The sequence below is a fragment of the Marivita sp. genome, assembly GCF_965656765.1.
Lineage (GTDB): Bacteria > Pseudomonadota > Alphaproteobacteria > Rhodobacterales > Rhodobacteraceae > Marivita.
In genome coordinates this window covers 14,371-38,797 of record NZ_CBFHLV010000026.1, presented here as the reverse complement: position 1 = coordinate 38,797, position 24,427 = coordinate 14,371, and the positions used below count along the sequence as shown (strand labels likewise).

Genomic DNA, 24,427 nt, shown 5'->3' with positions numbered 1-24,427 from the left:
TTTGCTTGCGGGATTTCGACTTGCTGGCGCTCACCAAGCCCCAAAAGTGCCCGTTGATCGACTTCGATGACTTCTGCGACCGTGTCGTCGTTGCGCCCCATGAGCGACAATGACAGGCGACCGGTGGACTGAGCCTGCGCCAAGGCAGCAACCTGTTGCGGGCTGGCGGCGACAGTTACTGTGCGCGCGATCGTTGTTTGTGCGCTTTCCGTCTGTGAAGTCTGGTCAATCGCGATCAACATTACACCGGTTTCGATTAGCTTGGTCACTTCACCATTGGGCGCACCGGGTTCATTGTTCCTGACCCGACCTGTCCAGTAAACATCAACGCGGTCAGAGGGGCGCAGGAAGCCCGAAACGCCGGAGGCAACGTCAACTTTAATGGCAAAGGCGCGCTGCCCGCGCGCAAGCCGCGATGTCAGGCCGGCATCTGCGCCCGGTTCGCTTACTTTGCTGGCCATGATCGCCTCGTGCTTTTCGATCGGGCGAAGGGCGACCCGCAATTCTGCGCCTTCAGCATTCAGCGGATTTTCCAAATCATAAAAATCTTCTGGCAAGATCATCTTGGGCCAAGGCCGCAACGCGATGTCGTCTTCTTCGATGATTTCGCCATAGTCGATAAAGCGCGTGGCGACGTAGACGCCTTGGACAGGCACACTGTCCGTCGCTTTGCTGCGTTCCTGCTCAAGTGCCGCTTGGTACGAGCCAATATAGTTCTGTGCCATGTAAACCGCGAAACCGGCCAGGGCCAGACCTGCGATTAGAACAAGTCCAAAGACGATGCGCATTTTGCCTCCTTACATGCTCCTGCTGATGCACGGACCGCGTGCTGAAACATGGTTCAATAGCTGGGATTAACCGGTCATTGTGTCTGCCTGTTGAGGACAATGTGGCGAAACTGAGGAGTCGCGTGCAAATCAAGGCTTACGCAAACAAAAAAGGCGCGCCGTGGCACGCCAAAGATTGTCGGAATGGGTGGGAGCTCGGTTTGATGCTCAGTCGACAGCTACAGTGTTGTTTGGTTTCGTGATGTGCGGATCATCTGACGCGGTTGCGGACTCGTGCTGCAACATGGAAAGCCCGCCAATCGCAAGCCCGATGGCAGTTGCGGTAAGGAGCAACCAATCAATTGCGATGGCGCCGGCCTCGTTTTTTGCAAAGGTCTTAAAGAAGCGGTTCACAATTATTCCCCAGGGTCAGCTGAACAGCAGGCAAGAAAAAGGCGCACCGAGGCGCGCCTTTTTCCGTTGCTTGATATTAATGTCTCAGTCAGCAGCTGCCGGCAGCCAATCCTGCGCGCCGAGAACGGCGCCGCCTGTGGATGTCAGAACTGCGTCTGTATTTTCCTGGATCGCGGCATAAGCAGCGATGGCAAGGCCAACAACGGCTGCGGTCAGAACGACCCAGTCAACTGTTACGGCACCATCTTCGTCGTTACGAAAGTTCTTGATAAATTTGATCATTTTGATCTCCATAGTCCTAGTTTGCTCACGTTGACCAAGCTCAGGACTTTGTGTTGAGCGCTCTCTATTTCGCTCTATCCCGTCTCAGATTAACAGTTATAGCCGTCGGATTGGGGCAGTAGTTTGACCGCATTGGTCTGATTTTGCAGCGTTGTAAAAATAAATAATAACAATGAATTAAGAGGAAGGATTGTCAAAATATGGGTCTCGAATGCTGCCTTGCTGTCAGGTTAGCAGCAGGCAAGAAAAAAGGCGCACCAAAGTGCGCCTTTTCCTGTTGAAGTAGATCAACGAATTAGTCAGCAGCTGCCGGCAGCCAGTCCTGAGCGCCGAGAACCGCGCCACCTGTGGATGTCAGAACAGCGTCTGTGTTTTCCTGGATTGCGCCATAAGCAGCAATGGCAAGGCCAACAACAGCGGCGGTCAGAACGACCCAGTCAACTGTTACGGCGCCGTCTTCGTCGTTACGGAAGTTTTTGATGAATTTGATCATTTTGATCTCCATAGTCCTAGTTTGCTCACGTTGGCCAAGCTCAGGACTTTGTGTTGAGCGCTCTCTCTTTCGCTCCATCCCGTCTTGGATGAGCAGTTATAGTCGCCGGATTGGGGCAGCAGTTTGACAGCATTGGTCCGATTTTGCAGCTTACCTCAAAAGTTAACAAAAAAATCTTAAGTTACTGAAAGAAAATAATTTTAATTTCATTTTTTCTCTTATTTTGATGTTTTTTGGGGTTCCGAAAGTTGAATTGTGAGTTGGATTGACACCGATCTCGAAACGAAATGGTCATGACTCTGGGATTGTGTCATACTTCAGATCAACAAAAACGGGCATCGAGCAGGAGCCTGCATATGAATCGAGTGTTTGCCGCGACTCTTGTCGTCATATCGCTTTGCATGGATCATGCCAAAGCGGAGCCGCCTCCGTTTCCAGAGTTTTCCGCCAAGCGGGTCAAGCCGCCATCATCTGGTGCAAAGAAGCGGATCACGGTCCAAATCGCACCTCAGGCCCCAAGCCTGCCATCTGCCCCGGCGGCGCAAGCGGCGCAACCGCGTGCACCCGGCGGCGAAACGCTGGCCTGGTTCTGGACCGATATCTCTCCTTCGATTGACGCAAAGGGACCAGGACGGCTTGAACCCGCTTTGGTGCGTTTGTCGAACCCGCCAGCAGGGCAGGGCATCGCCGCACCGCGTTTGCAGGATCTGCAGACCATCGCGGAACGTCATGGTAAGGACATCCTGCTGCATACGGTTGGCACCCGCGTATCGCCTGCCTTGGCGTTGGCTGTGATCGCGATTGAATCGGCAGGGCGGGCAGACGCCCAAAGTTCGGTTGGCGCGCAAGGGCTGATGCAGCTGATGCCAGCAACGGCGGAACGGTTTGGTGTCAGCGACAGCTTTGTACCGGCCCAAAACATCAAAGGTGGTGTCGCATTCCTCGATTTCCTGATGGAAAAGTTCGACAACGACGTGATCTTGGTTCTGGCCGGATACAACGCGGGCGAAAACGCTGTTGTCAGGAACAATGGCGTACCGGACTACGCTGAGACCCGGGCTTATGTTCCGAAAGTGCTGCAGGCGTTCCAGACGGCGAAAGGGCTATGCCTGACGCCGCCGCAGCTTGTCACCGATGGCTGCGTGTTCCGCGTGGCCTCACGATAGAACGGCGCCGGGGTTCATGATGCCCTTTGGGTCAAGTGCATCCTTAATGGCCCGCATCGCGGCGAGCTTAGCCGGATCGCCATAGCGCGCGAGGTCCGCCTTCTTGGCCCGGCCTACACCATGTTCGGCGCTGAACGTACCGCCAAGATCGGATGCAATATCGTGGACAAGACGTTTGATCTGTTTGGTTTCATCTAGAAACAGATCGCGTGATTTGCCGTCAGGTGGGAACACGTTGAAGTGCAAGTTGCCGTCGCCAACATGGCCAAAACAGTTGATCCTGAAATCGCCTACTTGCGCGATGGCTTGCCGGGCCCGTGCGATAAAGTTGGGCAACTCACCCAAAGGCACAGACACATCATGGCTAGAAACAGCGCCAATCCTGCGGTTTGCTTCGGGGATGTGTTCACGCACAGACCAGAATTCAGTGCGCTGACCTTCGGATTGCGCGATCACGGCGTCCGAAGAAATGCCTTCGGCCTCCGCCGCCATGAACAGTGTTTCTAATGCCTCGGTCGGATCAAGACCCTTGGGCAGACCGATATCCATCAAGATCATCCATTCGGGATGATGGTCGCCAAATGGCTTACGAATTTCGGGCATGGTCTTTGAAAGAAAGTCCAAACCGGTTCTGTGCATCAACTCGAATGCACTGATGCTTTCACCAAGTTGCGATTTCGCCAGTGACAAGAGTTCAAGCGCTGCTTCGGCATCACGGATCACGAAAACTGCCGTACCCAGACTGGCTGGACGCGGGAAAAGCTTGAGCGATGCGGCGGTGATTACGCCCAATGTGCCCTCGGACCCGATCAACAGGTTGCGCAGGTCGTAACCGGTATTGTCCTTGCGCAGACGTTTCAACCCGTTCCAGATCGATCCGTCCGGCAAGACCGCTTCAAGCCCCAAACACAGATCGCGCGTGTTTCCATAACGTAAAACATTCACACCGCCCGCATTTGTGCCCAGCAAACCGCCAATCCGCGCCGACCCTTCTGATGCAAGCGAAAGCGGAAACAGACGATCGACCTCGGATGCTGCCGTTTGGATATTGGCAAGGATCGCACCGGCATCTGCAATCAGCACGTTCTCCTGTGGATAAACTGCGCGGATTTGGGTCATGCGTTCAAGCGATAGGATCAGGGGTGTTTCCAGTTCACCCTCAGGCGCAATCTGACCGCCGACCAATCCAGTGCCACCACCATAGGGCACGATGCCGACGCCCGTGTCGTTACACGCTTTGACCAGTGCTGCGACCTCTTGGGTGTTGCGGGGACGGGCAACAAAGCCCTGTGCGCCCTGAAACCGGCCACGCGGCTCTTCAAGATAGGATTGTTCAGCTTGGGTGAACATATCCGGAGGAAAGTGATGCGACAGAGCGTCGATAAATCCGCTATCCGCAGAATCGCGTGGCATAGGTTTCTCCGAGTGCGTTAATCCTGTGCGTCCCGTAACCATTCGGGGCGCAGGACCACCACCGTAGGACGCGACGGAAGATCACGCAACGACAACTCGATGAATGAACTGTCGCGACGGTCGATGATAAAACTGTCCTGGACTTCCTCGAGGAACGCCTCGAGCGCAAATCCCGAGAACCAATGCATCGGGATGACCACGCTTGACCGTAGCCGATCCACGATGCGCACCATCATCTCGCGCGGGAGGGTGTAACCGCCATCCACCGGCACCATCACCACATCCAGACGACCGATTGCTGCATATTGCTGGTCGTTGGGTTCGTGGTGCAGATGGCCCAGATGTCCGATACACAGGCCTTCGACCTCGAATATGAAGATCGAATTGCCGTTGTCTTCCTGACCGCCGAACTGTGAACGAATATCAGTCGACACATTGCGGATCAGCATTTCATCCAGTTCGAGGTAATGGTCAATGCCTTCACCGAACGGGCCCCAGCCGGGCAGGACATGCGGGATGGCCGGGTCGGGATTGGCAGTCCAATGCGTGTCATGAGCGTGGTTCATCGTCACAACATCTGGGATCATTGCGGTATTGCCCAGAAACCCAGTGAAATCAGTTGCAACGTTCAAACCGCCTTGGGTTTGCAATAAGAAGGTGGCATGCGCCACGTAATTGATCCGCACTGAATATTGCGGCAACGGGTTCGTCCAAGACGCCTTTTGAATAAAAGCAGCACCTGGCGTGGCATCGGCTATGGCCAGGCAATGACTCGGACGCCGTGTCTCTTGCGCCCATGCGGCAGTGCCCATGATCATGACGGCAAGCGCCATCCAGAGTGTTTTCAAACGCATCTCGACACCTCCTGCAATAGAAATAGGGCAGGGGCTGTATTGGTCTAGGGACAAGTGCGACAAGGACAAGAGCGGTCAAATGCGCTTTCGACACAGTTTTGAAACCGCGTTTGTAGGTCGTTCAAAAAGCTTTTGCGCTAGCCGGCATCGGTGCGCCCACGGCGATCCAGCCGCAGCGCCGCATATAGCACGTGGGTGCGCCACCGCCCGTCGATCTGCAAATAGCTTTGGGCCACACCTTCATATTTGAACCCGGCCTTTTCCAGTAACCCGCGCGACGCTTTGTTTTCGGGTAGGCACGCGGCCTCGATCCGGCTGAGATCAAGCCTGTCGAACGCATAGTGGACAACTGCGTCAATCGCTTCGCGCATGTAGCCTTGCCGGGAAAACGGCTCACCGATCCAATAGCCCAGCGTACCTGCCTGCGCGGGGCCACGCCGGATATTGTCGAGAGTGATCGCCCCGAGCAGCATGTCGTCGCCCCGCCGCAAGAGGAACAGTGGCACAGCCGATCCGTTGCCGATGGCGCGATTGGCCCAGTAAACCCGGTTGGTAAAGGCGCGCCGGCTTAAATGGTCTTCGGCCCAGCTCGGTTCCCATTTGGCCAGGAACCCTTCGCTGTCTCGCCGTAGCGCGCTCCACGGGGTGAAATCGCTGTGGATCGGTGGGCGCAGCACCATCCGCTCGGTGTCGAGCCGAAGCTTGCGCCGCAGACTGAGCATCAGGCCGCGCGTCGTTGGGACAAGGCGGACAGGTCAGGGGCGGCCCCCACCGGACCATATAGCGCCATCGCTGCTGGGGCTTGACGCACCAGATGTTCGCCAAAAGCACGCACATCTCCGGTGGTCACGCTGTCGATGCGGGACACGGTGTCTTCGAGCGACGGAACCTCACCCCAGATCTGAATCATCCGCGCCAGGCGTTCTGTCCGGGACGAGGGGCTTTCCAAGCCCATCAGCAAACCGGCTTTCATCTGCGCGCGGGCGCGGGCCACCTCGGCCGGGGACATATCCTCTGCAGCGCGTTTCATCTCGTCAATGGTAAGGTTGGTCAGATCCTTGATCTCATCGCCGCTAGTTCCGGCATAGATCGTCGTCATGCCAGTGTCGGAATAGGCTCCAGTCTGGGCAAAGATCGTATAGCACAAACCGCGCTTTTCGCGGATCTCCTGGAACAGGCGGCTCGACATGCCGCCACCCAAAGCGACAGAATAAACCTGCGCCGCATAGAAATTCGGATCGCGGTATCCCGGCGATTCAAATGCCAGCGCCAGATGCGCCTGTTCGAGTTCTTTGACCTTGCGGCTTTCGCCACCATGGAACCGGGCCGCGTCGGCGGTCAGGAACGGGCGGGACTCCATGTCTCCGAAAAGTGCTTCGGCTTGTTTGACAACCTCGTCGTGATTCACGGCACCGGCAGCTGACAGGATCATCTGATCCGGGCCATAGTGTTCTGAGACAAACGTCGCCAGATCGTCTTTCGAGAACCCGGACACGCGGTCCGTCTCACCAAGGATGGTGCGCCCAATGGGTTGGTCCGGGTACGCCTTTTCCTGCAACCAGTCGAAGATAATATCGTCAGGCGTGTCTGCGGCCTGACCGATTTCCTGCAGGATCACGTGACGCTCGACCTCGATCTCTTTCGGGTCAAACACCGGATTGCGCAGGATATCCGCGACGACATCAAGTGCGAGCCCGGCATCCTTGCGGAGCACACGCGCATAGTAGGCTGTCACCTCGCGCGATGTGTATGCGTTGATATAGCCGCCCACATCTTCGATGGCCTCGGCGATCTGCAACGCGCTGCGGGTCTCGGTGCCCTTGAACGCCATATGTTCGAGGAAGTGCGCAATACCGTTCTGTTCGGGCCTTTCATGACGCCCACCTGCGGTCACCCAAATGCCGATAGCGGCGCTTTCCAGACCGGGCATATGCTCGGTCACAACACGAAAACCGTTGGGGAATGTGGTGGTCTGGACGGTCAAGAGGCGATCCGATCTTTGATGAGGGTTTCAAGTTGGTCTAGGTCATTGGGAACTTGCGTTACACGTTCCGAACGCTCGAACAGGTCTACCATCCGGTTTGGCAGGGGCGGGCGAATGCCGCTGGCTTTTTCGACGGCGTCGGGGAATTTCGCGGGATGAGCTGTGGCGAGTGTGATCATCGGCACATTGGGGTCTTTGACTGCCTCGGCCACTTGCACACCAATGGCAGAGTGAGGGCAAAGCAGTTCGCCCATGTGGCTGTTGGCATGGGTGATCATCGCCAGCGTTTCGTCCTCGGACACGCGCCCGCTGTCATAGTGGTCGCGCAACACCTGCATGGCGCCTTGGCTGACGTGGAAACCGCCGGCCTTTAACTCATCCATTAACTGCGAAACGGCATTGCCATCGCGATTATAAGCGTCAAACAGCGCGCGCTCGAAGTTCGAGCTGACCTGAATATCCATGGACGGGCTGATCGACGGGGTGACGCTGTCTGTGACATAGCCGCCTGTACTTAGGCAACGGTGCAAGATGTCGTTCTGGTTGGTGGCAACCACCAAACGGTCGATGGGCAGACCCATGCGCTTTGCGATATAACCTGCAAAGATATCGCCGAAATTACCGGTCGGCACGGTAAAGCTGACCTTACGATCCGGTGCCCCCAAAGACACGGCGGACGAGAAGTAATAAACCACCTGCGCCAAAACCCGGCCCCAGTTGATCGAATTCACCCCGGCGAGTTTGACCTCGTCGCGGAATTCGAAGTGGTTGAACATGTCCTTGAGCCGCGCCTGACAGTCGTCAAAATCGCCGTCCAGCGCAAACGCATGGACATTTGATTCAGTCGGCGTAGTCATCTGGCGGCGCTGTACCTCGGACACGCGGCCATGCGGATACAAGATGAACACATCCACCGCGTCCAAGCCACGGAACGCTTCGATCGCGGCGGACCCTGTATCACCCGAGGTTGCTCCAACGATGGTGACGCGCTTGCCGCTGCGGGAAAGTGCCTCTTGGAACATCTGGCCAATCAACTGCATGGCGAAGTCTTTGAAAGCCAGCGTCGGCCCGTGAAACAGTTCCAGCAAGAAATGACCTGATCCCAACTGCACCAAGGGCGCGCGGGCATCGTGGCCGAAACTGGCATATGCTTTTGCAATCAGGTCCGCGAAGACCTCGTCTGTGAATGCATCGCCGACAAAGGGACGCATCACGCGAAAGGCTATCTCTTCATAGCTTTGACCATGCATTGCGCGGATATCATCGGCACTCAGCGTCGGGATTGACTCGGGCACATACAGACCTCCATCGCGGGCCAGGCCCGACAGCATCGTGTCTTCGAATCCAAGCGCTGGGGCTTTTCCACGGGTCGAGATATACTGCATCAGGCTTCAGCCTTCCTTCGTCTGTCGCAAGCGCCATACCAGCGCGATTGTTCCGATCAGCCACACAACGGCCAGCGAATACCAAGTGATCGCGTATTGCAGGTGATCGTTCGGAATGCCGCTGGTGTCCACCGGCAGAGGTGTCACGCCCGGATCAGGCGGCGACATGTTGCGGGCAATCACCAGCAGAGGTTCTGTGCCGAGTTCTTCGGCCATCACCGCAACGTCGCGAGCGAACCATGTGTTGCCGGCGATATCATTCTCTGGTGTCGAGGATGTCCGGTCGTCAGGCCAGTGCAGGTTGCCGTTGATCTCTTTCGGACCGCTGCTGCGGTCTACGTCGCGATCCTCGACAGGGATGAACCCGCGATCCACCAATATGCGGCGACCGTCTTGTGTCACGAAAGGAGAGATAACCAAGTATCCGGCGCCAACACGTTTACGGGACACCAGAACGTACAATTCGTCCGCTTCAATTGTACCGTTGAGCAGCACAGGCTGATAGCGGTCTGTCTCTGGATCGGCGTCGCCGGTAGCGGGCAGGGGGGCCGGGTCGCCTCCGATGCGGCTGTCGATCTGGGTCAGGATTTCCCGCTTCCACTCAAGCCGCTGCATCTGCCATGTGCCAAGCCACACCAAAATGGCGGTGCCGATAAGGCCAGTCAAAAGGGGCAGGGCGATACGAGACAAAGGATGGCTCCTGAGCGTGAAAAAGGCGCGCCGATCTGGCGCGCCTTGCTTTATCCTTGTTGGGACGTCCCATTCAAGCGGGAACGCCACAGCTGAGACAGGTTACTGCCCCCAGACGTAAATGGCCGCAAAAAGGAACAACCAGACAACGTCCACAAAGTGCCAGTACCAAGCCGCAGCTTCGAAGCCGATATGCTTGTCTTGGGTGAAGTGACCACGGGTCAGACGGATCAGACACACGAACAGGAAGATCGTCCCGATAACAACGTGCGCACCGTGGAAACCTGTCGCCATAAAGAAGTTGGCACCATAGATGTTTCCGGCAAAGCCAAAGCCCGCATGGCCGTATTCATATACCTGAAGCACGGTGAAGATCGCGCCAAGTGCGATGGCAATGATCAAGCCCCACTTCATATCTTCGCGGTTGTCTTCGTGAACAAGCGCGTGGTGAGCCCATGTCGCCGCTGCACCCGAGCAAAGCAGGATAAGAGTGTTGATCAGCGGCAGATGCCACGGATCGAACGTTTCGATGCCCACGGGCGGCCAGACACCGTCGATGGACGGGCTGTCCGGGCCCATCGGGTACAAGGCGTGTTTGAAAAAGCTCCAGAACCATGCAGCGAAAAACATGACTTCGGACATGATGAACAGGATGAAGCCGTATTTCAGGCCGATCCGAACAACAGGGGTATGATCACCCACATGGCTTTCGGCAACCACATCGGCCCACCAGCCGAACATGACGTAAAGAACGCCGACAAACCCGATAAGGAACATCCAAGGGCCGTTCCCGTGCATCCACAGGACGGCTCCGAATAGCATCACGAAACCCGCAACCGCGCCGATAAACGGCCAGACGGAGGGGTTCAGGATGTGATAGTCATGATCTTTTGCGTGCGCCATTTTGGTCCCTCGTGGCTAGGCGTTAGTTCAGAGAACCGCTGTCGGTCAGTTCCGCGTCGAGCATCGCCTGCGTTTCTTCGGGCAGATCGATCTCGTGGAACGTATAAGACAGGGTGATGTGTTTTGCGAATTTAGCATCCGCGTCGGTCAGGATTTCTGGATCGACAAAGAAGCTGACGGGCATCTCAACCCGCTCCCCGGGCATCAGAATCTGCTCTTCAAAGCAGAAACATGCGATTTTCGAGAAATAAAGGCCCGCGCCGAAAGGGGCCACGTTATAACTGGCCGTCCCGGCAATCGGGCGATCGGTCGGGTTATAGGCCTCGTAAAAGGCCAGACCCTCTTCGCCAAGACGAAGTTCGACTTCGAGCTGCATGGGTTTGAATTCCCACGGCATACCGCGTTCAAGTGAGGCATCGAACCGAACTTTGATGGTGCGGTCGATGATATCGACGCTGCTCGCATCGGCGATATTAGTCGTGCCACCAAACCCGGTCACACGGCAGAACCAGTCATACAAGGGCACTGATGCCCACGCCAACGCGCCCATAAAGACGACAACGGCAACGCCCTGAAGGGCCGTTTTCTTCTTTGGATCAAGCTGTTTCATTCGCTCACCGATTGTGTGGCGGGGGTCTCGTAATCCCCGCGGGTGACTTTGACGACCGTCAACCCAAACACGATGGCAATCAGGCCAACCAGAACCAGACCGACACCCAGGTTGCGACCATAACGGCGTTCATGAAGCTCATGCTGTTTGGACAGGCTCATGCCCATATCCCGATTTTGTCGAGCCCAGCTTCGATCAGGATCGCGCCGAAATGGGCGAAGAGATAAAGCAGGGACAGCTTGAAGAATTTGCGCTCCACAAGGAAGTTGTCTTCCTCAGACATATCTTCGTCCCGACGCCAAATCTGCACCGCTCCGCGCAGGAACATGACGTTCAGTACAACGGAAGTGGCGATGTAGATCGGACCGCCGATGGACGTGAAACCAGCAGCAACTGCCAGAATGGCAAGGAGGATCGTGTAGACCAGAATGTGAATGCGCGTCGCGCGGCGACCGTGGGTCACGGTCAGCATCGGCACGTCTGCATTGTCGTAATCTTTGCGCATAAACAGCGCAAGCGCCCAGAAATGGGGCGGGGTCCACATGAATGTCAGGCAGAACATCAGCACGGACTCGACGCTCACGCCACCGGTTGCGGCGGCCCAGCCGATCATCGGAGGGAACGCGCCTGCGGCACCGCCGATGACGATGTTTTGCGGCGTCCACCGCTTAAGCCACATCGTGTAGATCACAACATAAAAGAAGATGGTAAAGGCCAGCAGCCCAGCCGCGACCCAGTTGGTCGCGAGGCCAAGGAACACGACTGAAAACGCTGACAGCGCGAGTCCGATGGCCAGCGCTTCATCGCCAGTGACTTTGCCAGAAGGGATTGGACGACGCTGTGTGCGTTTCATCACTGCGTCGATATCGGCATCCCACCACATGTTTAAAGCGCCTGACGCGCCGCCGCCGATGGCGATGAACAGGATTGCACAAAAGGCGATGAACGGGTGCACAGCGTTCGGAGCGGCCAGCAACCCGACAAAGGCTGTGAACACGACGAGTGTCATAACTCGCGGCTTCAGAAGAGCGTAGTAATCGCTAAACTGCGCGTCAGTCTCGGCGCTGTGCGACTGTGTGTTGATGCTTGTATCGGTCACGTGTTCTCAACTGCGTTGGGTCAGGTTGGCCGGTAAAAGGCGCACACAGCATTCCGCATGCGCCTGTTGGTTTTAGTTGGTCAGGACAGTGCGCACGTCCACATAGGCGCCTTCTTCTTTCGACGCTGCCAGCCACGCATCATAGGTCGCTTCGCTGACCACTTTGACGGTGATCGGCATATACGCATGAGCAAGGCCACACAGTTCAGAGCACTGACCAAAGTAGATGCCCTCTTTCTCGGCGGTGAACCAAAGTTCGGCCAGACGACCGGGAACTGCGTCCTGCTTTACGCCAAAGGCGGGAATGGTCCACGAATGGATCACGTCGCCCCCGGTCACCTGCATCACGACAGTCTTGCCCACTGGAACAACGATGGCCGTGTCGGTTGCCAGCAGGAAATCTTCCTTCTGGTAGCCAGCTTCAATCAGCTGTGCTTCGACTTCTGGTGTCATGCGGTTGTCGCCACCGGTGAAGGGAGAGCCGATCATATAACCGTCATAAGCCAGGTCTTCGCCGATATATTCATAGCCCCAGTACCACTGGTAGCCGGTCACTTTGATCGTCAGGTCGCCTTCGGGGATTTCCTGCTGTTTGAACAGTACAGGCAACGAGAACGCACCGATGAACACAAGGATCAGGATCGGACCAACGGTCCATGCGATCTCGATCGGGGTGTTGTGTGTAAAGCTGGATGGGCTTGGGTTTGCGCGCTGGTTGTAGCGCACAATGCAGTATGCCAGCAGCGCGGTCACAAACAGCACGATGGCAGTGATAATGATGAGGATCATCCCATCGAGCCACTGAAGGTCGCGCGCCAGTTCTGTTGCCGCGGGTTGAAAGCCTGTGCCACGGTCCACCGGGGCGCCAATCGTCTCGAGCGTCTGCTGAGCAAATGCGGGAGCGGCGGCTGAGGCGGTGGCCAGACCCAAGAGCAAAGATTTAAGTTGCATGTCTTACCCTGATCGGTTGCGAATTCTGTACAATGTGCAAGGGTCGGACGAAATCGGCAGATGCCGACACAATCCTCCCGTTGTCTTGGGAGCGGTTAAAACCATATTCTGGGCATCAGTTAAAGAAGCTTGCTTGCGGCAAAAACGCGCTTTCTTTGATCTAGATCAACTTCACCTCTGGGGGTTTCATGGCCGACACGTCATTCCAACCATTCGACACGCATCTTGATCAGGACAAGGCGCTCGCGCTTTTAAAAGAGGCTGTGGCAGGGGCTGATGATGGGGAATTGTTCCTTGAACGGCGTCGGTCCGAGGTTCTGGTCTTCGACGATGGTCGCATAAAGACCGCCAGCTATGACGCCTCCGAAGGATTCGGCTTGCGCGCCGTCCGTGGCGAAGTGGCAGGATATGCCCATTCCACCGACATTTCCGAATCGTCGATTAAGCGTGCCGTTGAAACTGCGCGGCTCGCCGTAGGCGAGGGGGGCGGCACGCTGGCTGACAAACCCGCCGGGACCAACACCAAACTTTATACTGATGGTGACCCGATTGCCGGGCACAGCTTTCCGGTCAAGGTCGATACCCTGCGCGAGATCGACGCCTACGCCCGAGCGCTGGATTCCCGCGTGGTGCAAGTCAGCGCCACGATTGCCGCGTCTTTGCAAGAGGTGGCGATCCTGCGCCCCGAGGGCACACTCGTGTCTGACACTCGGCCAATGACCCGCGTGAACGTGAGCGTCATTGTAGAAGAAAACGGCCGCCGCGAATCTGGAACGGCTGGCGGTGGCGGTCGCGTCTTGCTCGATGGCCTGCTTGATCCAACCGATTGGCAGGACAAGGCCCGCGAAGCATTGCGGGTGGCCTTGGTCAATCTTGATGCGGTGCCAGCCCCTGCGGGTGTCATGGATATCGTGCTTGGGCCCGGCTGGCCAGGAATTCTGCTGCACGAAGCCGTGGGCCACGGGCTTGAGGGCGATTTCAATCGCAAAGGCAGTTCCGCCTTTGCAGGCTTGATGGGCCAGCAGGTTGCGGCCAAAGGCGTTACGGTTTTGGATGATGGCACGATCCCGGATCGACGTGGGTCAATTACAGTTGATGACGAAGGCACTCCGTCCGGCAAGAACGTACTTATCGAAGATGGCAAACTGGTGGGCTTTATGCAGGACCGTCAGAACGCGCGCCTTATGGGAGTGAACCCAACCGGCAATGGGAGGCGCGAAAGCTATGCACACATTCCGATGCCGCGAATGACCAACACCTATATGCTGGGTGGCGACGTAGCGCCGGGCGATATTGTGGCAGACCTCAAGGACGGCATCTGGGCGGTTGGCTTTGGCGGCGGTCAGGTGGACATCACCAATGGCAAGTTCGTCTTTTCCTGCACCGAGGCTTACCGCGTGAAGGATGGTAAGGTTGGTGCGCCGGTGAAAGGGGCCACCTTGATCGGCGACGGTGCAACGGCGCTTCAGCAGATTCGCGCGCTGGGCAATGATATGTCGCTTGATCCAGGGATGGGCAATTGCGGCAAACAAGGCCAATGGGTGCCAGTCGGCGTGGGCCAACCCACAGTCATGATCGGCGGCCTGACTGTTGGTGGCGCGCAAACCTAACAAAAGGATCGTTCCAAATCAGTGGCCTAGCGGTGAAATAACGATTTTCTTGCGGGCTTCTTGCTTCGATTCACCAGTGATTAACCAGTGACCGCCTATTCCTGTCCCTGCAAGCGGACGGAGGCAGGCTGACATTGGAACAAAACTCTTCCACTCACCCCCTACTCCCACCCACCACGGAAGACCAAAGGTTCGACTGGCTTCGTCTCTTGCGCTCGCGTCGGGTGGGGATCAGCACGTTTTACCGACTGTTGCGCGACCACGGCACGGCAGCTGAAGCGCTCGTTCATTTGCCCGAGATTGCCCGGGCTGCAGGTGTAGATGGATATGAAAGCTGTCCTGAAGCAGTTGTACATTCCGAAATGAACGCGGCAAAGGCTGCCCATGCGCGATTGGTGTGTCGTGGCGACGCGTCCTATCCCCTAGCTTTGACCGATTTGGACGATGCGCCGCCCATGCTGTGGGTTATCGGTGCGCCTGATATGTTGTCCAAACCCCAAATTTCGCTGGTCGGTGCGCGCAACGCCTCGTCTCTTGGCGGGCGCATGGCGCGTGCGCTGGCGTCCGAATTAGGGCAAGCGGGTTTTGTTATTACATCCGGCATGGCGCGTGGCGTTGATACAGCGGCACATATGGCCGGGCTGAAAACAGGGACGGTCGCTGTTCTGGGCGGAGGCGTGGATGTACTCTATCCGGCGGAAAACACCAAACTGGCCGAAGATATCGTCTCTCACGGCGGCGCGCGCGTAAGTGAGCAACCCATGGGCCTGCAACCCCAAGCCCGCCATTTTCCGGCGCGCAATCGTATCATCTCGGGTCTTGCTCGTGCCGTGATCGTGGTCGAGGCGGCGGCGAAATCCGGCTCTCTGATCACCGCACGTACAGCCCTTGATCAGGGACGCGATGTGATGGCGGTGCCGGGGCATCCTTTCGATGCACGCGCCAGTGGCTGCAACATGCTTCTGCGCGATGGGGCTCGTTTGATCCGCAGCGCCGAAGATGTGATCGAGGCCCTTGCCCCGCTCGCTGAGCCCGCGCCGGAATTGCCGTTGGAGCCTGCACAATCGGACCGCCCGCTGGCAGAAATCGCCATGCTGCATCAAAAGATTCTTGATCGTCTTGGCCCGTCCCCTTTGGGGGAGGATCAACTGATCCGCGATCTGGGCACGACATCCCGGGTCGTTTCACCCGCCTTGACCGATCTCGAACTCGACGGACGCATCACTCGGCAATCAGGTGGGCTAATCGCTTTGCGCGCCTGACCTACGCTGCCAGTGGTGCTGCGCGCGACCGCCGAACAATCGCTTTCCGCCGCGACAAATACTCGCCGACCACAAACCCTCCAGGGTGCCGATTGGGCGCGGTCAATTCATATACGGCAAGTGCGCAATCACACGCCCAGTCAAGCCGCGTACCACCCGCATCAGATCGCAGATTTCGGACCGCCACCTCGAGCACGAATTGACATTTGGTCCTTGCACACCACATGCTGCCCGGCCATATGCAGCCGTGCCGCATAGGTAAATCCCATGTAGAAAGGTGCCTTTTTTATGCCAGTTGTCGTCGTCGAATCCCCGGCAAAAGCCAAGACAATCAACAAGTATCTGGGGTCTGACTACACTGTTCTGGCGTCTTACGGACACGTCCGTGACCTGCCGCCAAAAGATGGATCGGTCGATACCGACAACGATTTCGACATGAAATGGGAGGTTGCGGCCGACTCGCGTAAACATGTCGCAGCGATCGCCGAAGCATTGAAATCCGATGACGCACTGATCCTCGCAACTGACCCCGATCGTGAAGGCGAGGCGATCTCGTGGCACCTCAAAGAGGCGCTCACGAAACGGCGGTCGATCAAGAAAACCACGGACGTCAAACGCGTCACCTTCAATGCGATCACCAAGGCTGCTGTGACTGAGGCGATGGCCAATCCGCGCGACATCGACGTACCGTTGGTGGATGCATATCTCGCGCGCCGCGCTTTGGATTATCTTGTGGGCTTTAACCTGTCGCCGGTGCTTTGGCGCAAACTTCCCGGTGCACGCAGCGCAGGCCGGGTGCAATCCGTTTGCCTGCGCCTCATCGTCGAACGCGAGATGGAGATCGAGGCCTTCCGTGCTCGGGAATATTGGTCGGTCAAGGCTCTGCTTTCCACGCCTCGTGGTCAGGAATACGAGGCCCGACTCACTGTTCTGGCGGGCAAAAAGCTTGACCGTTACGATCTTGAGAACGAAACGCAGGCTGAAATGGCTGTGCAGGCGATCACAAGCCGCGATTTAACCGTCCAATTGGTCGAAGCCAAACCCGCATCTCGCAATCCATCCGCCCCGTTCATGACGTCCACTCTTCAGCAAGAGGCCAGCCGGAAGTTCGGTATGGGCGCGCGCCAGACAATGAACGCGGCGCAGCGCCTATATGAGGCCGGGCACATCACCTACATGCGAACCGACGGCATCGACATGGCGCCCGAGGCCGTCGATCAGGCCCGTGCGGCGATCAAGGACCGTTACGGCAACGAATACGTTCCCAAAAGCCCGCGCATTTACAAAAACAAAGCAAAGAACGCCCAAGAGGCGCATGAATGTATCCGCCCGACCGAGATGTCCAAAGATGCCGCTAGCCTGAAAATCAGCGATGCGGATCAGCGCAAGCTCTATGACCTGATCTGGAAGCGCACGCTGGCCTGCCAGATGGAATCAGCGCGGCTTGAACGCACCTCGGTCGATGTTGGGAGCGCGGATGGTCAAGTCGTATTGCGTGCCAACGGCCAGGTTGTGTTGTTCGACGGCTTTCTGCGCGTCTATGAAGAAGGCCGCGATGACGCGGTCGTTGATGACGACGACAAGCGCCTGCCACAGATTTCCGAGGGCGAAAAGGCTGACAAGAAGTCGATCACACCGGATCAACACTTCACCCAACCACCACCGCGTTACACTGAAGCGACTTTGGTCAAGCGCATGGAAGAGTTGGGGATCGGTCGTCCGTCGACCTATGCCAGCATCATCACCACGATTCAGGACCGCGAATATGTCCGCAAGGAACAGAATCGTCTGATTCCCGAAGACAAAGGCCGGATCGTCACGATCTTTCTGCTGAATTTTTTCAAGCGGTATGTGGAATACGATTTCACTGCCGCGCTCGAAGATGAACTTGACCACGTCAGCGCGGGTGAGGGTGACTACAAAGCCCTGCTTGCCAAGTTTTGGCGCGATTTCTCGGCGGCGATATCCGAAACGTCTGACCTGCGTATCACCGAAGTGCTGGATGTGTTGGACGACGCGCTTGCGCCACAGCTCTATCCGCCGCGCGACGATGGCAGTGACCCGCGCGTCTGCCCGAAATGCGGGCTTGGCAAATTGCACCTCAAAACCTCGCGGACCGGTGGCTTTGTCGGCTGTGGCAACTACCCCGAATGCACCTACACTCGACCGATCGCAGGCGAAGGGGCCGAAGGCGACGAACGCGTTTTGGGCGAAGATCAGGGCGATGAGATCTGGCTGAAATCGGGCCGATTTGGCCCTTATGTTCAACGTGGCGAACCGACGCCCGAGAACAAGAAACCACCACGCGCCAGCTTGCCCAAAGCCAAGGGCGATTATTTGCCGGGCTGGTCGCCGGATGATGTGAACCTTGAAAAGGCAATCACGCTGCTGACACTGCCGCGTCCCGTGGGCATGCACCCTGATGGTGGTGAAGTGAAAGCAAACCTTGGCCGCTTTGGTCCTTACATCATGCACCAGCTGCCCGATGACGCGAAACCGGTCTATGTGAACCTCAAAGAGTTCCAAGAGGTGTTCGAGATCGGCATGAACCGCGCGGTCGAGCTGTTGGCCGAAAAACGGGCCAACCCGGGGCGTGGTCGCGGAGCTGCGGCGAAACCGCTCAAGGAACTTGGCGAACACCCGCAAGACGGTGGCATGATCGCTGTGATGGAAGGGCGATACGGGCCGTATGTGAAATGGGAAAAGGTCAACGCGACCCTGCCAAAAGACGTGGAGCCTGACGACGTTACGATGGACATGGCGGTTGCCCTGATCGCCGAAAAGGCGACAAAGAAAGGCGCCAAGAAAAAAGCGCCGGCCAAAAAGGCACCAGCCAAAAAGACAACCGCCAAAAAACCTGCCGCGAAAAAGAAACCAGTGGCCAAGAAAAGCTAAACAACGCGGCCGCTTGCCTGCCTCTCCTAATATGCATGCTGTGCGAAAAACGTGTCGACTTTGCCATTAATGCGCGAAGTTGACACATCCCGATACACCCCGTGCTGCCGTTGACTTAACCCGCATGACACGCCAAAACGGCGCTGCGTTCAACAGCGGGGGATATCGCGATGAAGAAGGTCTATGGATCAGCAACCGAGGCGCTTGATGGCGTGCTGTCCGACGGCATGTTGATTGCCGCAGGTGGGTTCGGTCTGAGCGGGATCCCAGAGCTGCTTTTGAGCGCGATCCGCGACAGTGGTGTCAAAGATCTGACTTTCGCGTCCAACAACGCGGGCGTCGATGATTTTGGCATCGGCATCCTGTTGCAGACCAAGCAGGTCAAGAAAATGATCAGCTCTTATGTCGGGGAAAACGCGGAATTCATGCGTCAGTATCTATCCGGGGAGCTTGAGCTTGAGTTTAACCCTCAAGGCACTTTGGCCGAACGTATGCGTGCCGGCGGTGCAGGCATTCCGGGCTTCTTTACCAAAACCGGTGTTGGAACTGTGATTGCCGAAGGTAAGGATCACCGCGATTTCAACGGTGAAACCTATATCATGGAAGAGGGCATCTTTGCCGATCTGTCGATTGTAAAAGCGTGGAAGGCCGATACCACTGGTAACGCGATTTTCCGCAAGACAGCGCGCAACTTCAACCCGCCCGCAGCCATGTGCGGCAAGCTCTGCATCATGGAAGTCGAAGAAATCGTCGAGCCGGGAACGCTGGACCCTGATCACATTCACCTGCCAGGTATCTATGTGCACCGGATCATTCAGGGCGCACACGAAAAACGGATCGAGCAGCGCACGACGCGTCCCAGACCGGCTGCCTGAGACAGGAAACGATACGAAACGCCGTGGAACGAATTGTCGAGAAACCAAAGCTGACATCGGTACTGGATGACAGCCAGGCGCTTGCCGGGTTTTCCCGGCTAAGTGTTGCCATGGTCATCACCAACCCGAATTCCGAAGACAACCCGATTGTCTATATCAATGACGCGTTCGAAAGAATGACGGGCTATCAGCGGTCACGCGTTATCGGGCGGAACTGTCGGTTTTTGCAGGGGCCGGATACCGACCCTGACTCAATCCAGATGATCCGGGACGCCATGCAATCAGGAGAAGATGTCAGCGTTGATATCCTGAACTACCGTGCGACGGGCGAAGCGTTTATGAACCGCTTGCTGATTGCACCGATCAATGACGAGTTCGGCAATCCCGTATATTTCTTGGGGATTCAGACAGAACTGCATGAAGACGATCAAGACCTTGCCCCCGAGGCGACGCGGATCCCTCTTGATACCGTCTGTTCGCGTGTGGGGCAGGATCTTGGGCTGATTGTCAGCTCTTTGTTTGACCGCGTCGATGACGGCACACCGGTATCCGAAGACGCAACCAAGCGTCGATTGCGGATGCTCGACGTTCTGCCGCGCCGTCTAGAGTGTCTTCAATTCGTCTATGAAGAGATGAAACTGGCTGATGAGCAATGGAACCGCGATGGCATTGACCTCGGGTCATTGCTGTCCCGTATTTCGCACACCATTGCGCATAACGAAGGCCGCCCTGGCGTGCGATTCGTGTCGCTGGTCGAGCCACTTGAGGTTAATCTTGACACAGCTATCCGGGTTGCGCTGATCACGTTTGAACTGGTGTCGAACGCCTTTCAGCATGCGTTTGACGGGTTGGATCAGGGCTATCTTGAATTGCGGGTCAATCGTCTGGCCGCCGGTGGCTTGCGTATGACCATTTCAGATGACGGTGTTGGCATCCCGGCAAAGATGACCTTCCCCTCGTCAGAGTCGGTAGGGGGGCGTTTGGTAGGATCATTGCTCGACGGTTTGGATGCGACGCTCAACGTGGTGCGCGGAGCGGCTGGAACGGTGGTCATGATCGACGTGCCGGTTGGCTTTACAGACTTCAAGGATAACGCCGCATCGCGCGGCATGTAGGACAAACGAGGGGAAGACGACTATGGCATGGGATCGCAACCAGATGGCCGCGCGCGCCGCACAGGAACTGAAGGACGGCATGTATGTCAATCTTGGCATCGGCATCCCCACGCTCGTGTCGAATTACATCCCCGAAGGCGTGACGGTGACCCTGCAATCCGAAAATGGAATGCTGGGAATGGGCCCGTTCCCCTACGAGGGCGAAGAAGACCCCGACCTGATCAACGCGGGCAAGCAAACCATCACCGAACTGCCGCATACGTCCTACTTCGACAGTGCCACATCCTTTGGCATGATTCGCGGCGGCAAGATTGCCATGGCAATCCTCGGCGCGATGGAAGTTGACGAAAAAGGCGATCTCGCCAACTGGATGATTCCCGGCAAGCTGGTCAAAGGCATGGGCGGCGCGATGGATCTGGTCGCGGGCGTGGGCCGTGTGATCGTGGTCATGGATCACACCAACAAGCATGGTGACAGCAAACTGCTTAAGGAATGTACCCTGCCGTTGACTGGCGCAGGCGTTGTGGACCGGATCATCACCAATCTCGGCGTGCTGGATGTGGTCGAGGGTGGTCTCAAGATCGTTGAGACCGCCGACGGTGTGTCCGAGGACGACCTGCGCGCGGCAACCGAGGCGACGATCGTCTGACAAAGGCGTCGAACTTGCGAAAATTCGGGTGCAATTCTCTATTGAATTGCGCCCATATCCGATAAAAGCACTTCGAAAAGACGTGCCGGGTCTTCGGCATATTTGAAAAAAGAAAAAGCGCTAGAGTCCGTCAAACGCACAAAGCGCGTGCACATCCATTCCCATCGCTTCAAGTTTCTTGCGTCCGCCCAGTTCTGGCAGATCGATGACAAAGGCGCAGCCAATCACTTCGCCGCCCAGTCGTTCGATCAGTTTCAGTCCAGCCTCTGCCGTGCCGCCTGTTGCCAGCAAATCGTCTACCAGCAGGATTTTCTCGCCCGGCTGAATGGCATCGTCGTGAATCTCAACGACCGCCTCACCATATTCCAGCGTATATTCCTCTGAGATCACGGCGCCCGGCAGTTTGCCTTTCTTGCGCACTGGCACAAAGCCCACCGACAATTGGTGCGCAATCGCGCCGCCAAGGATAAACCCTCGCGCTTCGAGGCCCACAACCTTGTCGAACCGGACCCCGGCATAAGGGTGAAGCAATTGGTCGATTGCCATGCGAAACCCGCGCGGATCAGCGAAAAGCGTGGTTACATCGCGGAACATGATCCCTTCATGCGGGAAATCGACGATGGTGCGCATGTAGTCTTTGACTGATTTGTTTGGGGTCATGGTGTCCTCAGGTGGTGCGACGGGCCATGGCGGTCAGCGCGCCCATGGCAATGAGTGTGACGCCGCCAGCGCGGGTCAGCCAGCCAATGACGCTCTCGCGTCCGATCCAGCCACGCAGCCGGTCAGCGGCCAGCGCATAGGCAAACGCATTAAGCGCGGCCAGCGCCACAAAGGTGGTGATCAGGATTGCGAATTGCGGCAAAAGTGGCACGCTTGGCGTGATGAACTGGGGCACAAAAGCGATGAAGAACGCGATGGATTTCGGGTTGAGCGCGGTCACCAACGCTGTGTGTGAAAACACCGAACGGGCCTGCACATCACGCTTTGTTTCGGGCAGTGCGGCGCCGGGGCTCGAGCGCAACAGTTTCAGTCCCAGCCAGATCAGGTAAACCGCACCAACCCATTTCAGCACCGTGAACAGGGTAGCCGAGGCCAAAACCAAGGCGCCCAGACCCGCCAGTGACAGGCTCATGGCAATGAAATCGCCCAAAGCGACACCGCTGGCTGATGCGATGGCAACCCGCTTGCCTTGGCTTAGAGCGTAGGACAGCACCAGCAAAACGGTGGGGCCCGGGATCAGCAACAGTGCCGTTGAAGCGGCGATAAATGTCAGCCAAAGTTCAAGTGTCATGGAAAGTTATCCTTTTGAACCAGCGGTCCCAGAAAGCACACGACCCGCCACCGCGTCCAGCTTTTTGGTCAGGGCTGGGTCGCGTGCGTCGGGCGCCGTGATCAGCGCGTATTCCAAAGCGCTGTCGCAGCCATCAGGGCAGGGAACGCGGTCCGGTCCAAGTAATGCGGGCAGGCCTTTGATCATTGCACGCGCCGCGTCGGCATTTCCGGTCAAAACGCGGATGATATCGCTTACTTCAACCGCGTCATGGCCGGGATGCCAACAATCATAGTCGGTCACCATCGCGACGCTGGCGTAGCACAGCTCCGCCTCGCGGGCGAGTTTTGCCTCGGGCATGTTGGTCATACCAATGACAGAACATCCCCATTGATCGCGGTAGAGGTTTGATTCCGCTAGTGTCGAAAACTGCGGTCCCTCCATTGCCAGATAAGTGCCGCCTGTATGCACCGTCACACCCGCAGCTCGGGCTGCGTTGGCGCAGACTTCGCCCAGGCCGCTACAGACAGGATGCGCCATTGACACATGTGCCACGCAGCCCGAACCGAAAAAGCTTTTGGGCCGGGCAAAGGTGCGGTCGATGAATTGATCGACGATGACGAAATCACCCGGAGCCATCTCTTCGCGGAATGACCCACAGGCGCTCACGCTGATCACATCTGTCACGCCCAGCCGCTTTAAAGCGTCGATATTGGCACGGTAGGGCACATCCGAAGGGCTGTGGATATGCCCACGCCCGTGACGGGGGAGGAACACGATCTCAAGCTGATCGAGCGTACCACAAAAAAGCTGATCCGACGGCATGCCCCACGGTGTGTCCACGCTTTGCCATTCTGCGTTTTGCAATCCGTCCACGGCATAAAGCCCTGATCCACCTATCACGCCAAGCTTGCGGGTTGCCATCGCTGCCTCCGTCACTGTCCGATGCTATCTTTGCAGCGTGGGCCCGTCGCTTCAAGCGTGGCTAGGCCTGACGCGGTAAAAACGCCTCGACCGCCGCTGTCGCAATCACCAAAGTCGACCCGCTGTCAGGGTTGGTCACATTCAGCCCACCCTCAACGGCAGTGACGTCGGCCCGACCACGCGGCAATCCCTTGACCAGTTCGGCGCAATCCACCTTGTCCGGCTCAGCCACTCCAATCGTAACCTGAACCCGCATCTGGGCATGTGGCAGACCGGTCGCGTCGAACAACGGGATCGACGAATGTCGGATTGCATCCTCGATCGCGCGGGCTGCGGCTTTGGTGTAATCCATGCCGTATTGATCATTGCCCATGCCCATTTCGATGATGAAGCGTTGATCGTTCATGCCACACCCTCCAGATCGAGCGCGACCGAAATGGCAACATTGGCGATGACCGTCGGTTTGCCTCCATCGGCGCGCGGCACGTCGAGCCCACCTTTGCGGGCGATGACGGTGATCTGACCGTATGGGAAGATCGCGGCGATGGCATCGGTGTCGAGCGCGTCTGGGTTTTGCACACCCACCTCGACGGTGATTTGCATGTCGGATTTGTCCTTGCCGTAAAGCTCGGCCAGATTGATCGAATTGTGCCAAAGCGCGTCTTTGACCGCGCGCGAGGCGGCTTGGGTATAGTCCTGTCGCCGCAAGGACGATCCCATGCCGAATTCAGTCAGCAGACGTTTGACAGACATATCGTGTTAACCTTTTGTTAAAGGACCGGATCGGACCCAATGTTTCGCGTGCGAAACAATAGG

The 24,427-nt window shown here is 57.1% G+C and carries 27 protein-coding genes; 7 read left to right on the top strand and 20 right to left on the bottom strand.

What is annotated here, in order from left to right:
• The 4 genes from cpaB to ACTG4M_RS09325 form a co-directional block, all read right to left on the bottom strand.
• Positions 1-788 (bottom strand): Flp pilus assembly protein CpaB (gene cpaB / locus ACTG4M_RS09340; RefSeq protein ID WP_439123379.1); only part of this gene is annotated, 788 nt, incomplete at its 3' end.
• Positions 789-995: 207 nt separating this feature from the next.
• Positions 996-1,181: a hypothetical protein gene (locus ACTG4M_RS09335; RefSeq protein WP_439123378.1), complete on the bottom strand. Its 186-nt coding sequence runs from the start codon at positions 1,179-1,181 to the stop codon at positions 996-998.
• An 84-nt stretch (positions 1,182-1,265) separates the two neighbouring features.
• Positions 1,266-1,463 (bottom strand): Flp family type IVb pilin, encoded by a 198-nt coding sequence (locus ACTG4M_RS09330; protein WP_439123377.1) that lies wholly within the window; start codon positions 1,461-1,463, stop codon positions 1,266-1,268.
• A 295-nt stretch (positions 1,464-1,758) separates the two neighbouring features.
• Positions 1,759-1,956: a Flp family type IVb pilin gene (locus ACTG4M_RS09325; protein ID WP_439123376.1), complete on the bottom strand. Its 198-nt coding sequence runs from the start codon at positions 1,954-1,956 to the stop codon at positions 1,759-1,761.
• Between the two features lie 356 nt (positions 1,957-2,312).
• Between ACTG4M_RS09325 and ACTG4M_RS09320 the strand changes: the two genes are divergently transcribed.
• Positions 2,313-3,122: a lytic transglycosylase domain-containing protein gene (locus ACTG4M_RS09320; RefSeq protein WP_439123375.1), complete on the top strand. Its 810-nt coding sequence runs from the start codon at positions 2,313-2,315 to the stop codon at positions 3,120-3,122.
• On the opposite strand, the gene ACTG4M_RS09315 is transcribed toward ACTG4M_RS09320, so the two are convergent.
• The 11 genes from ACTG4M_RS09315 to coxB form a co-directional block, all read right to left on the bottom strand.
• Positions 3,114-4,535, bottom strand: coding sequence for an FAD-binding oxidoreductase (locus ACTG4M_RS09315; RefSeq protein ID WP_439123374.1), 1,422 nt, complete (start codon positions 4,533-4,535; stop codon positions 3,114-3,116). The genes ACTG4M_RS09320 and ACTG4M_RS09315 overlap by 9 nt on opposite strands.
• 17 nt (positions 4,536-4,552) lie before the next feature.
• The gene (locus ACTG4M_RS09310) at positions 4,553-5,389 is read right to left on the bottom strand and encodes an MBL fold metallo-hydrolase (protein ID WP_439123373.1); all 837 of its coding nucleotides are present in this window, start codon (positions 5,387-5,389) and stop codon (positions 4,553-4,555) included.
• A 137-nt stretch (positions 5,390-5,526) separates the two neighbouring features.
• Positions 5,527-6,111 (bottom strand): GNAT family N-acetyltransferase, encoded by a 585-nt coding sequence (locus ACTG4M_RS09305; protein ID WP_439123372.1) that lies wholly within the window; start codon positions 6,109-6,111, stop codon positions 5,527-5,529.
• Complete coding sequence (locus ACTG4M_RS09300; protein WP_439123371.1) at positions 6,111-7,373, bottom strand: M16 family metallopeptidase; 1,263 nt, start codon at positions 7,371-7,373, stop codon at positions 6,111-6,113. Before ACTG4M_RS09300 ends, ACTG4M_RS09305 begins: the two co-directional genes overlap by 1 nt.
• Positions 7,370-8,758: a threonine synthase gene (thrC, locus tag ACTG4M_RS09295; RefSeq protein WP_439123370.1), complete on the bottom strand. Its 1,389-nt coding sequence runs from the start codon at positions 8,756-8,758 to the stop codon at positions 7,370-7,372. The genes ACTG4M_RS09300 and thrC overlap by 4 nt, the downstream gene beginning before the upstream one ends.
• Positions 8,759-8,764: 6 nt before the next feature.
• The gene (locus tag ACTG4M_RS09290; RefSeq protein WP_439123369.1) at positions 8,765-9,448 is read right to left on the bottom strand and encodes an SURF1 family protein; all 684 of its coding nucleotides are present in this window, start codon (positions 9,446-9,448) and stop codon (positions 8,765-8,767) included.
• A 102-nt stretch (positions 9,449-9,550) separates the two neighbouring features.
• Entirely contained in the window at positions 9,551-10,351 is an 801-nt protein-coding gene (locus ACTG4M_RS09285; RefSeq protein WP_439123368.1) for a cytochrome c oxidase subunit 3, read from the bottom strand.
• A 22-nt stretch (positions 10,352-10,373) separates the two neighbouring features.
• Entirely contained in the window at positions 10,374-10,961 is a 588-nt protein-coding gene (locus tag ACTG4M_RS09280) for a cytochrome c oxidase assembly protein (RefSeq protein WP_439123367.1), read from the bottom strand.
• A complete protein-coding gene (locus tag ACTG4M_RS09275; protein ID WP_439123366.1) occupies positions 10,958-11,122 on the bottom strand; it encodes a hypothetical protein in 165 nt (54 codons plus the stop codon). The genes ACTG4M_RS09280 and ACTG4M_RS09275 overlap by 4 nt, the downstream gene beginning before the upstream one ends.
• Positions 11,119-12,060 carry a heme o synthase gene (gene cyoE / locus ACTG4M_RS09270; protein ID WP_439123365.1) on the bottom strand — a complete coding sequence of 314 codons (942 nt, stop codon included), beginning with the start codon at positions 12,058-12,060 and terminating at the stop codon, positions 11,119-11,121. The genes ACTG4M_RS09275 and cyoE overlap by 4 nt, the downstream gene beginning before the upstream one ends.
• Positions 12,061-12,132: 72 nt before the next feature.
• Positions 12,133-13,011 (bottom strand): cytochrome c oxidase subunit II, encoded by an 879-nt coding sequence (gene coxB / locus ACTG4M_RS09265; protein WP_439123364.1) that lies wholly within the window; start codon positions 13,009-13,011, stop codon positions 12,133-12,135.
• Positions 13,012-13,199: 188 nt separating this feature from the next.
• Between coxB and tldD the strand changes: the two genes are divergently transcribed.
• From tldD to ACTG4M_RS09235, 6 genes are all read left to right on the top strand, one after another.
• Entirely contained in the window at positions 13,200-14,621 is a 1,422-nt protein-coding gene (tldD, locus tag ACTG4M_RS09260) for a metalloprotease TldD (protein WP_439123363.1), read from the top strand.
• Positions 14,622-14,749: 128 nt separating this feature from the next.
• Positions 14,750-15,883 carry a DNA-processing protein DprA gene (gene dprA / locus ACTG4M_RS09255; RefSeq protein WP_439123381.1) on the top strand — a complete coding sequence of 378 codons (1,134 nt, stop codon included), beginning with the start codon at positions 14,750-14,752 and terminating at the stop codon, positions 15,881-15,883.
• A gap of 288 nt (positions 15,884-16,171) precedes the next feature.
• Positions 16,172-18,778 carry a type I DNA topoisomerase gene (topA, locus tag ACTG4M_RS09250; protein ID WP_439123362.1) on the top strand — a complete coding sequence of 869 codons (2,607 nt, stop codon included), beginning with the start codon at positions 16,172-16,174 and terminating at the stop codon, positions 18,776-18,778.
• Positions 18,779-18,948: 170 nt separating this feature from the next.
• Entirely contained in the window at positions 18,949-19,653 is a 705-nt protein-coding gene (locus ACTG4M_RS09245) for a CoA transferase subunit A (protein WP_439123361.1), read from the top strand.
• A gap of 23 nt (positions 19,654-19,676) precedes the next feature.
• Positions 19,677-20,768, top strand: coding sequence for a PAS domain-containing protein (locus tag ACTG4M_RS09240; protein WP_439123360.1), 1,092 nt, complete (start codon positions 19,677-19,679; stop codon positions 20,766-20,768).
• Between the two features lie 22 nt (positions 20,769-20,790).
• Positions 20,791-21,417 (top strand): CoA transferase subunit B, encoded by a 627-nt coding sequence (locus tag ACTG4M_RS09235; RefSeq protein ID WP_439123359.1) that lies wholly within the window; start codon positions 20,791-20,793, stop codon positions 21,415-21,417.
• 120 nt (positions 21,418-21,537) lie between these two features.
• On the opposite strand, the gene ACTG4M_RS09230 is transcribed toward ACTG4M_RS09235, so the two are convergent.
• The 5 genes from ACTG4M_RS09230 to ACTG4M_RS09210 form a co-directional block, all read right to left on the bottom strand.
• On the bottom strand, positions 21,538-22,077 hold the full coding sequence (locus ACTG4M_RS09230; RefSeq protein ID WP_439123358.1) for an adenine phosphoribosyltransferase: 540 nt from the start codon (positions 22,075-22,077) through the stop codon (positions 21,538-21,540).
• Positions 22,078-22,084: 7 nt separating this feature from the next.
• Positions 22,085-22,708 carry a LysE family translocator gene (locus ACTG4M_RS09225; protein WP_439123357.1) on the bottom strand — a complete coding sequence of 208 codons (624 nt, stop codon included), beginning with the start codon at positions 22,706-22,708 and terminating at the stop codon, positions 22,085-22,087.
• 6 nt (positions 22,709-22,714) lie between these two features.
• Positions 22,715-23,611 (bottom strand): S-methyl-5'-thioadenosine phosphorylase, encoded by an 897-nt coding sequence (locus tag ACTG4M_RS09220; protein WP_439123356.1) that lies wholly within the window; start codon positions 23,609-23,611, stop codon positions 22,715-22,717.
• Positions 23,612-23,672: 61 nt separating this feature from the next.
• Entirely contained in the window at positions 23,673-24,017 is a 345-nt protein-coding gene (locus tag ACTG4M_RS09215; RefSeq protein WP_439123355.1) for a Lin0512 family protein, read from the bottom strand.
• Positions 24,014-24,364, bottom strand: a complete 351-nt coding sequence (locus ACTG4M_RS09210) for a Lin0512 family protein (RefSeq protein WP_439123354.1) — start codon at positions 24,362-24,364, stop codon at positions 24,014-24,016. The genes ACTG4M_RS09215 and ACTG4M_RS09210 overlap by 4 nt, the downstream gene beginning before the upstream one ends.
• Positions 24,365-24,427: the final 63 nt, after the last annotated feature.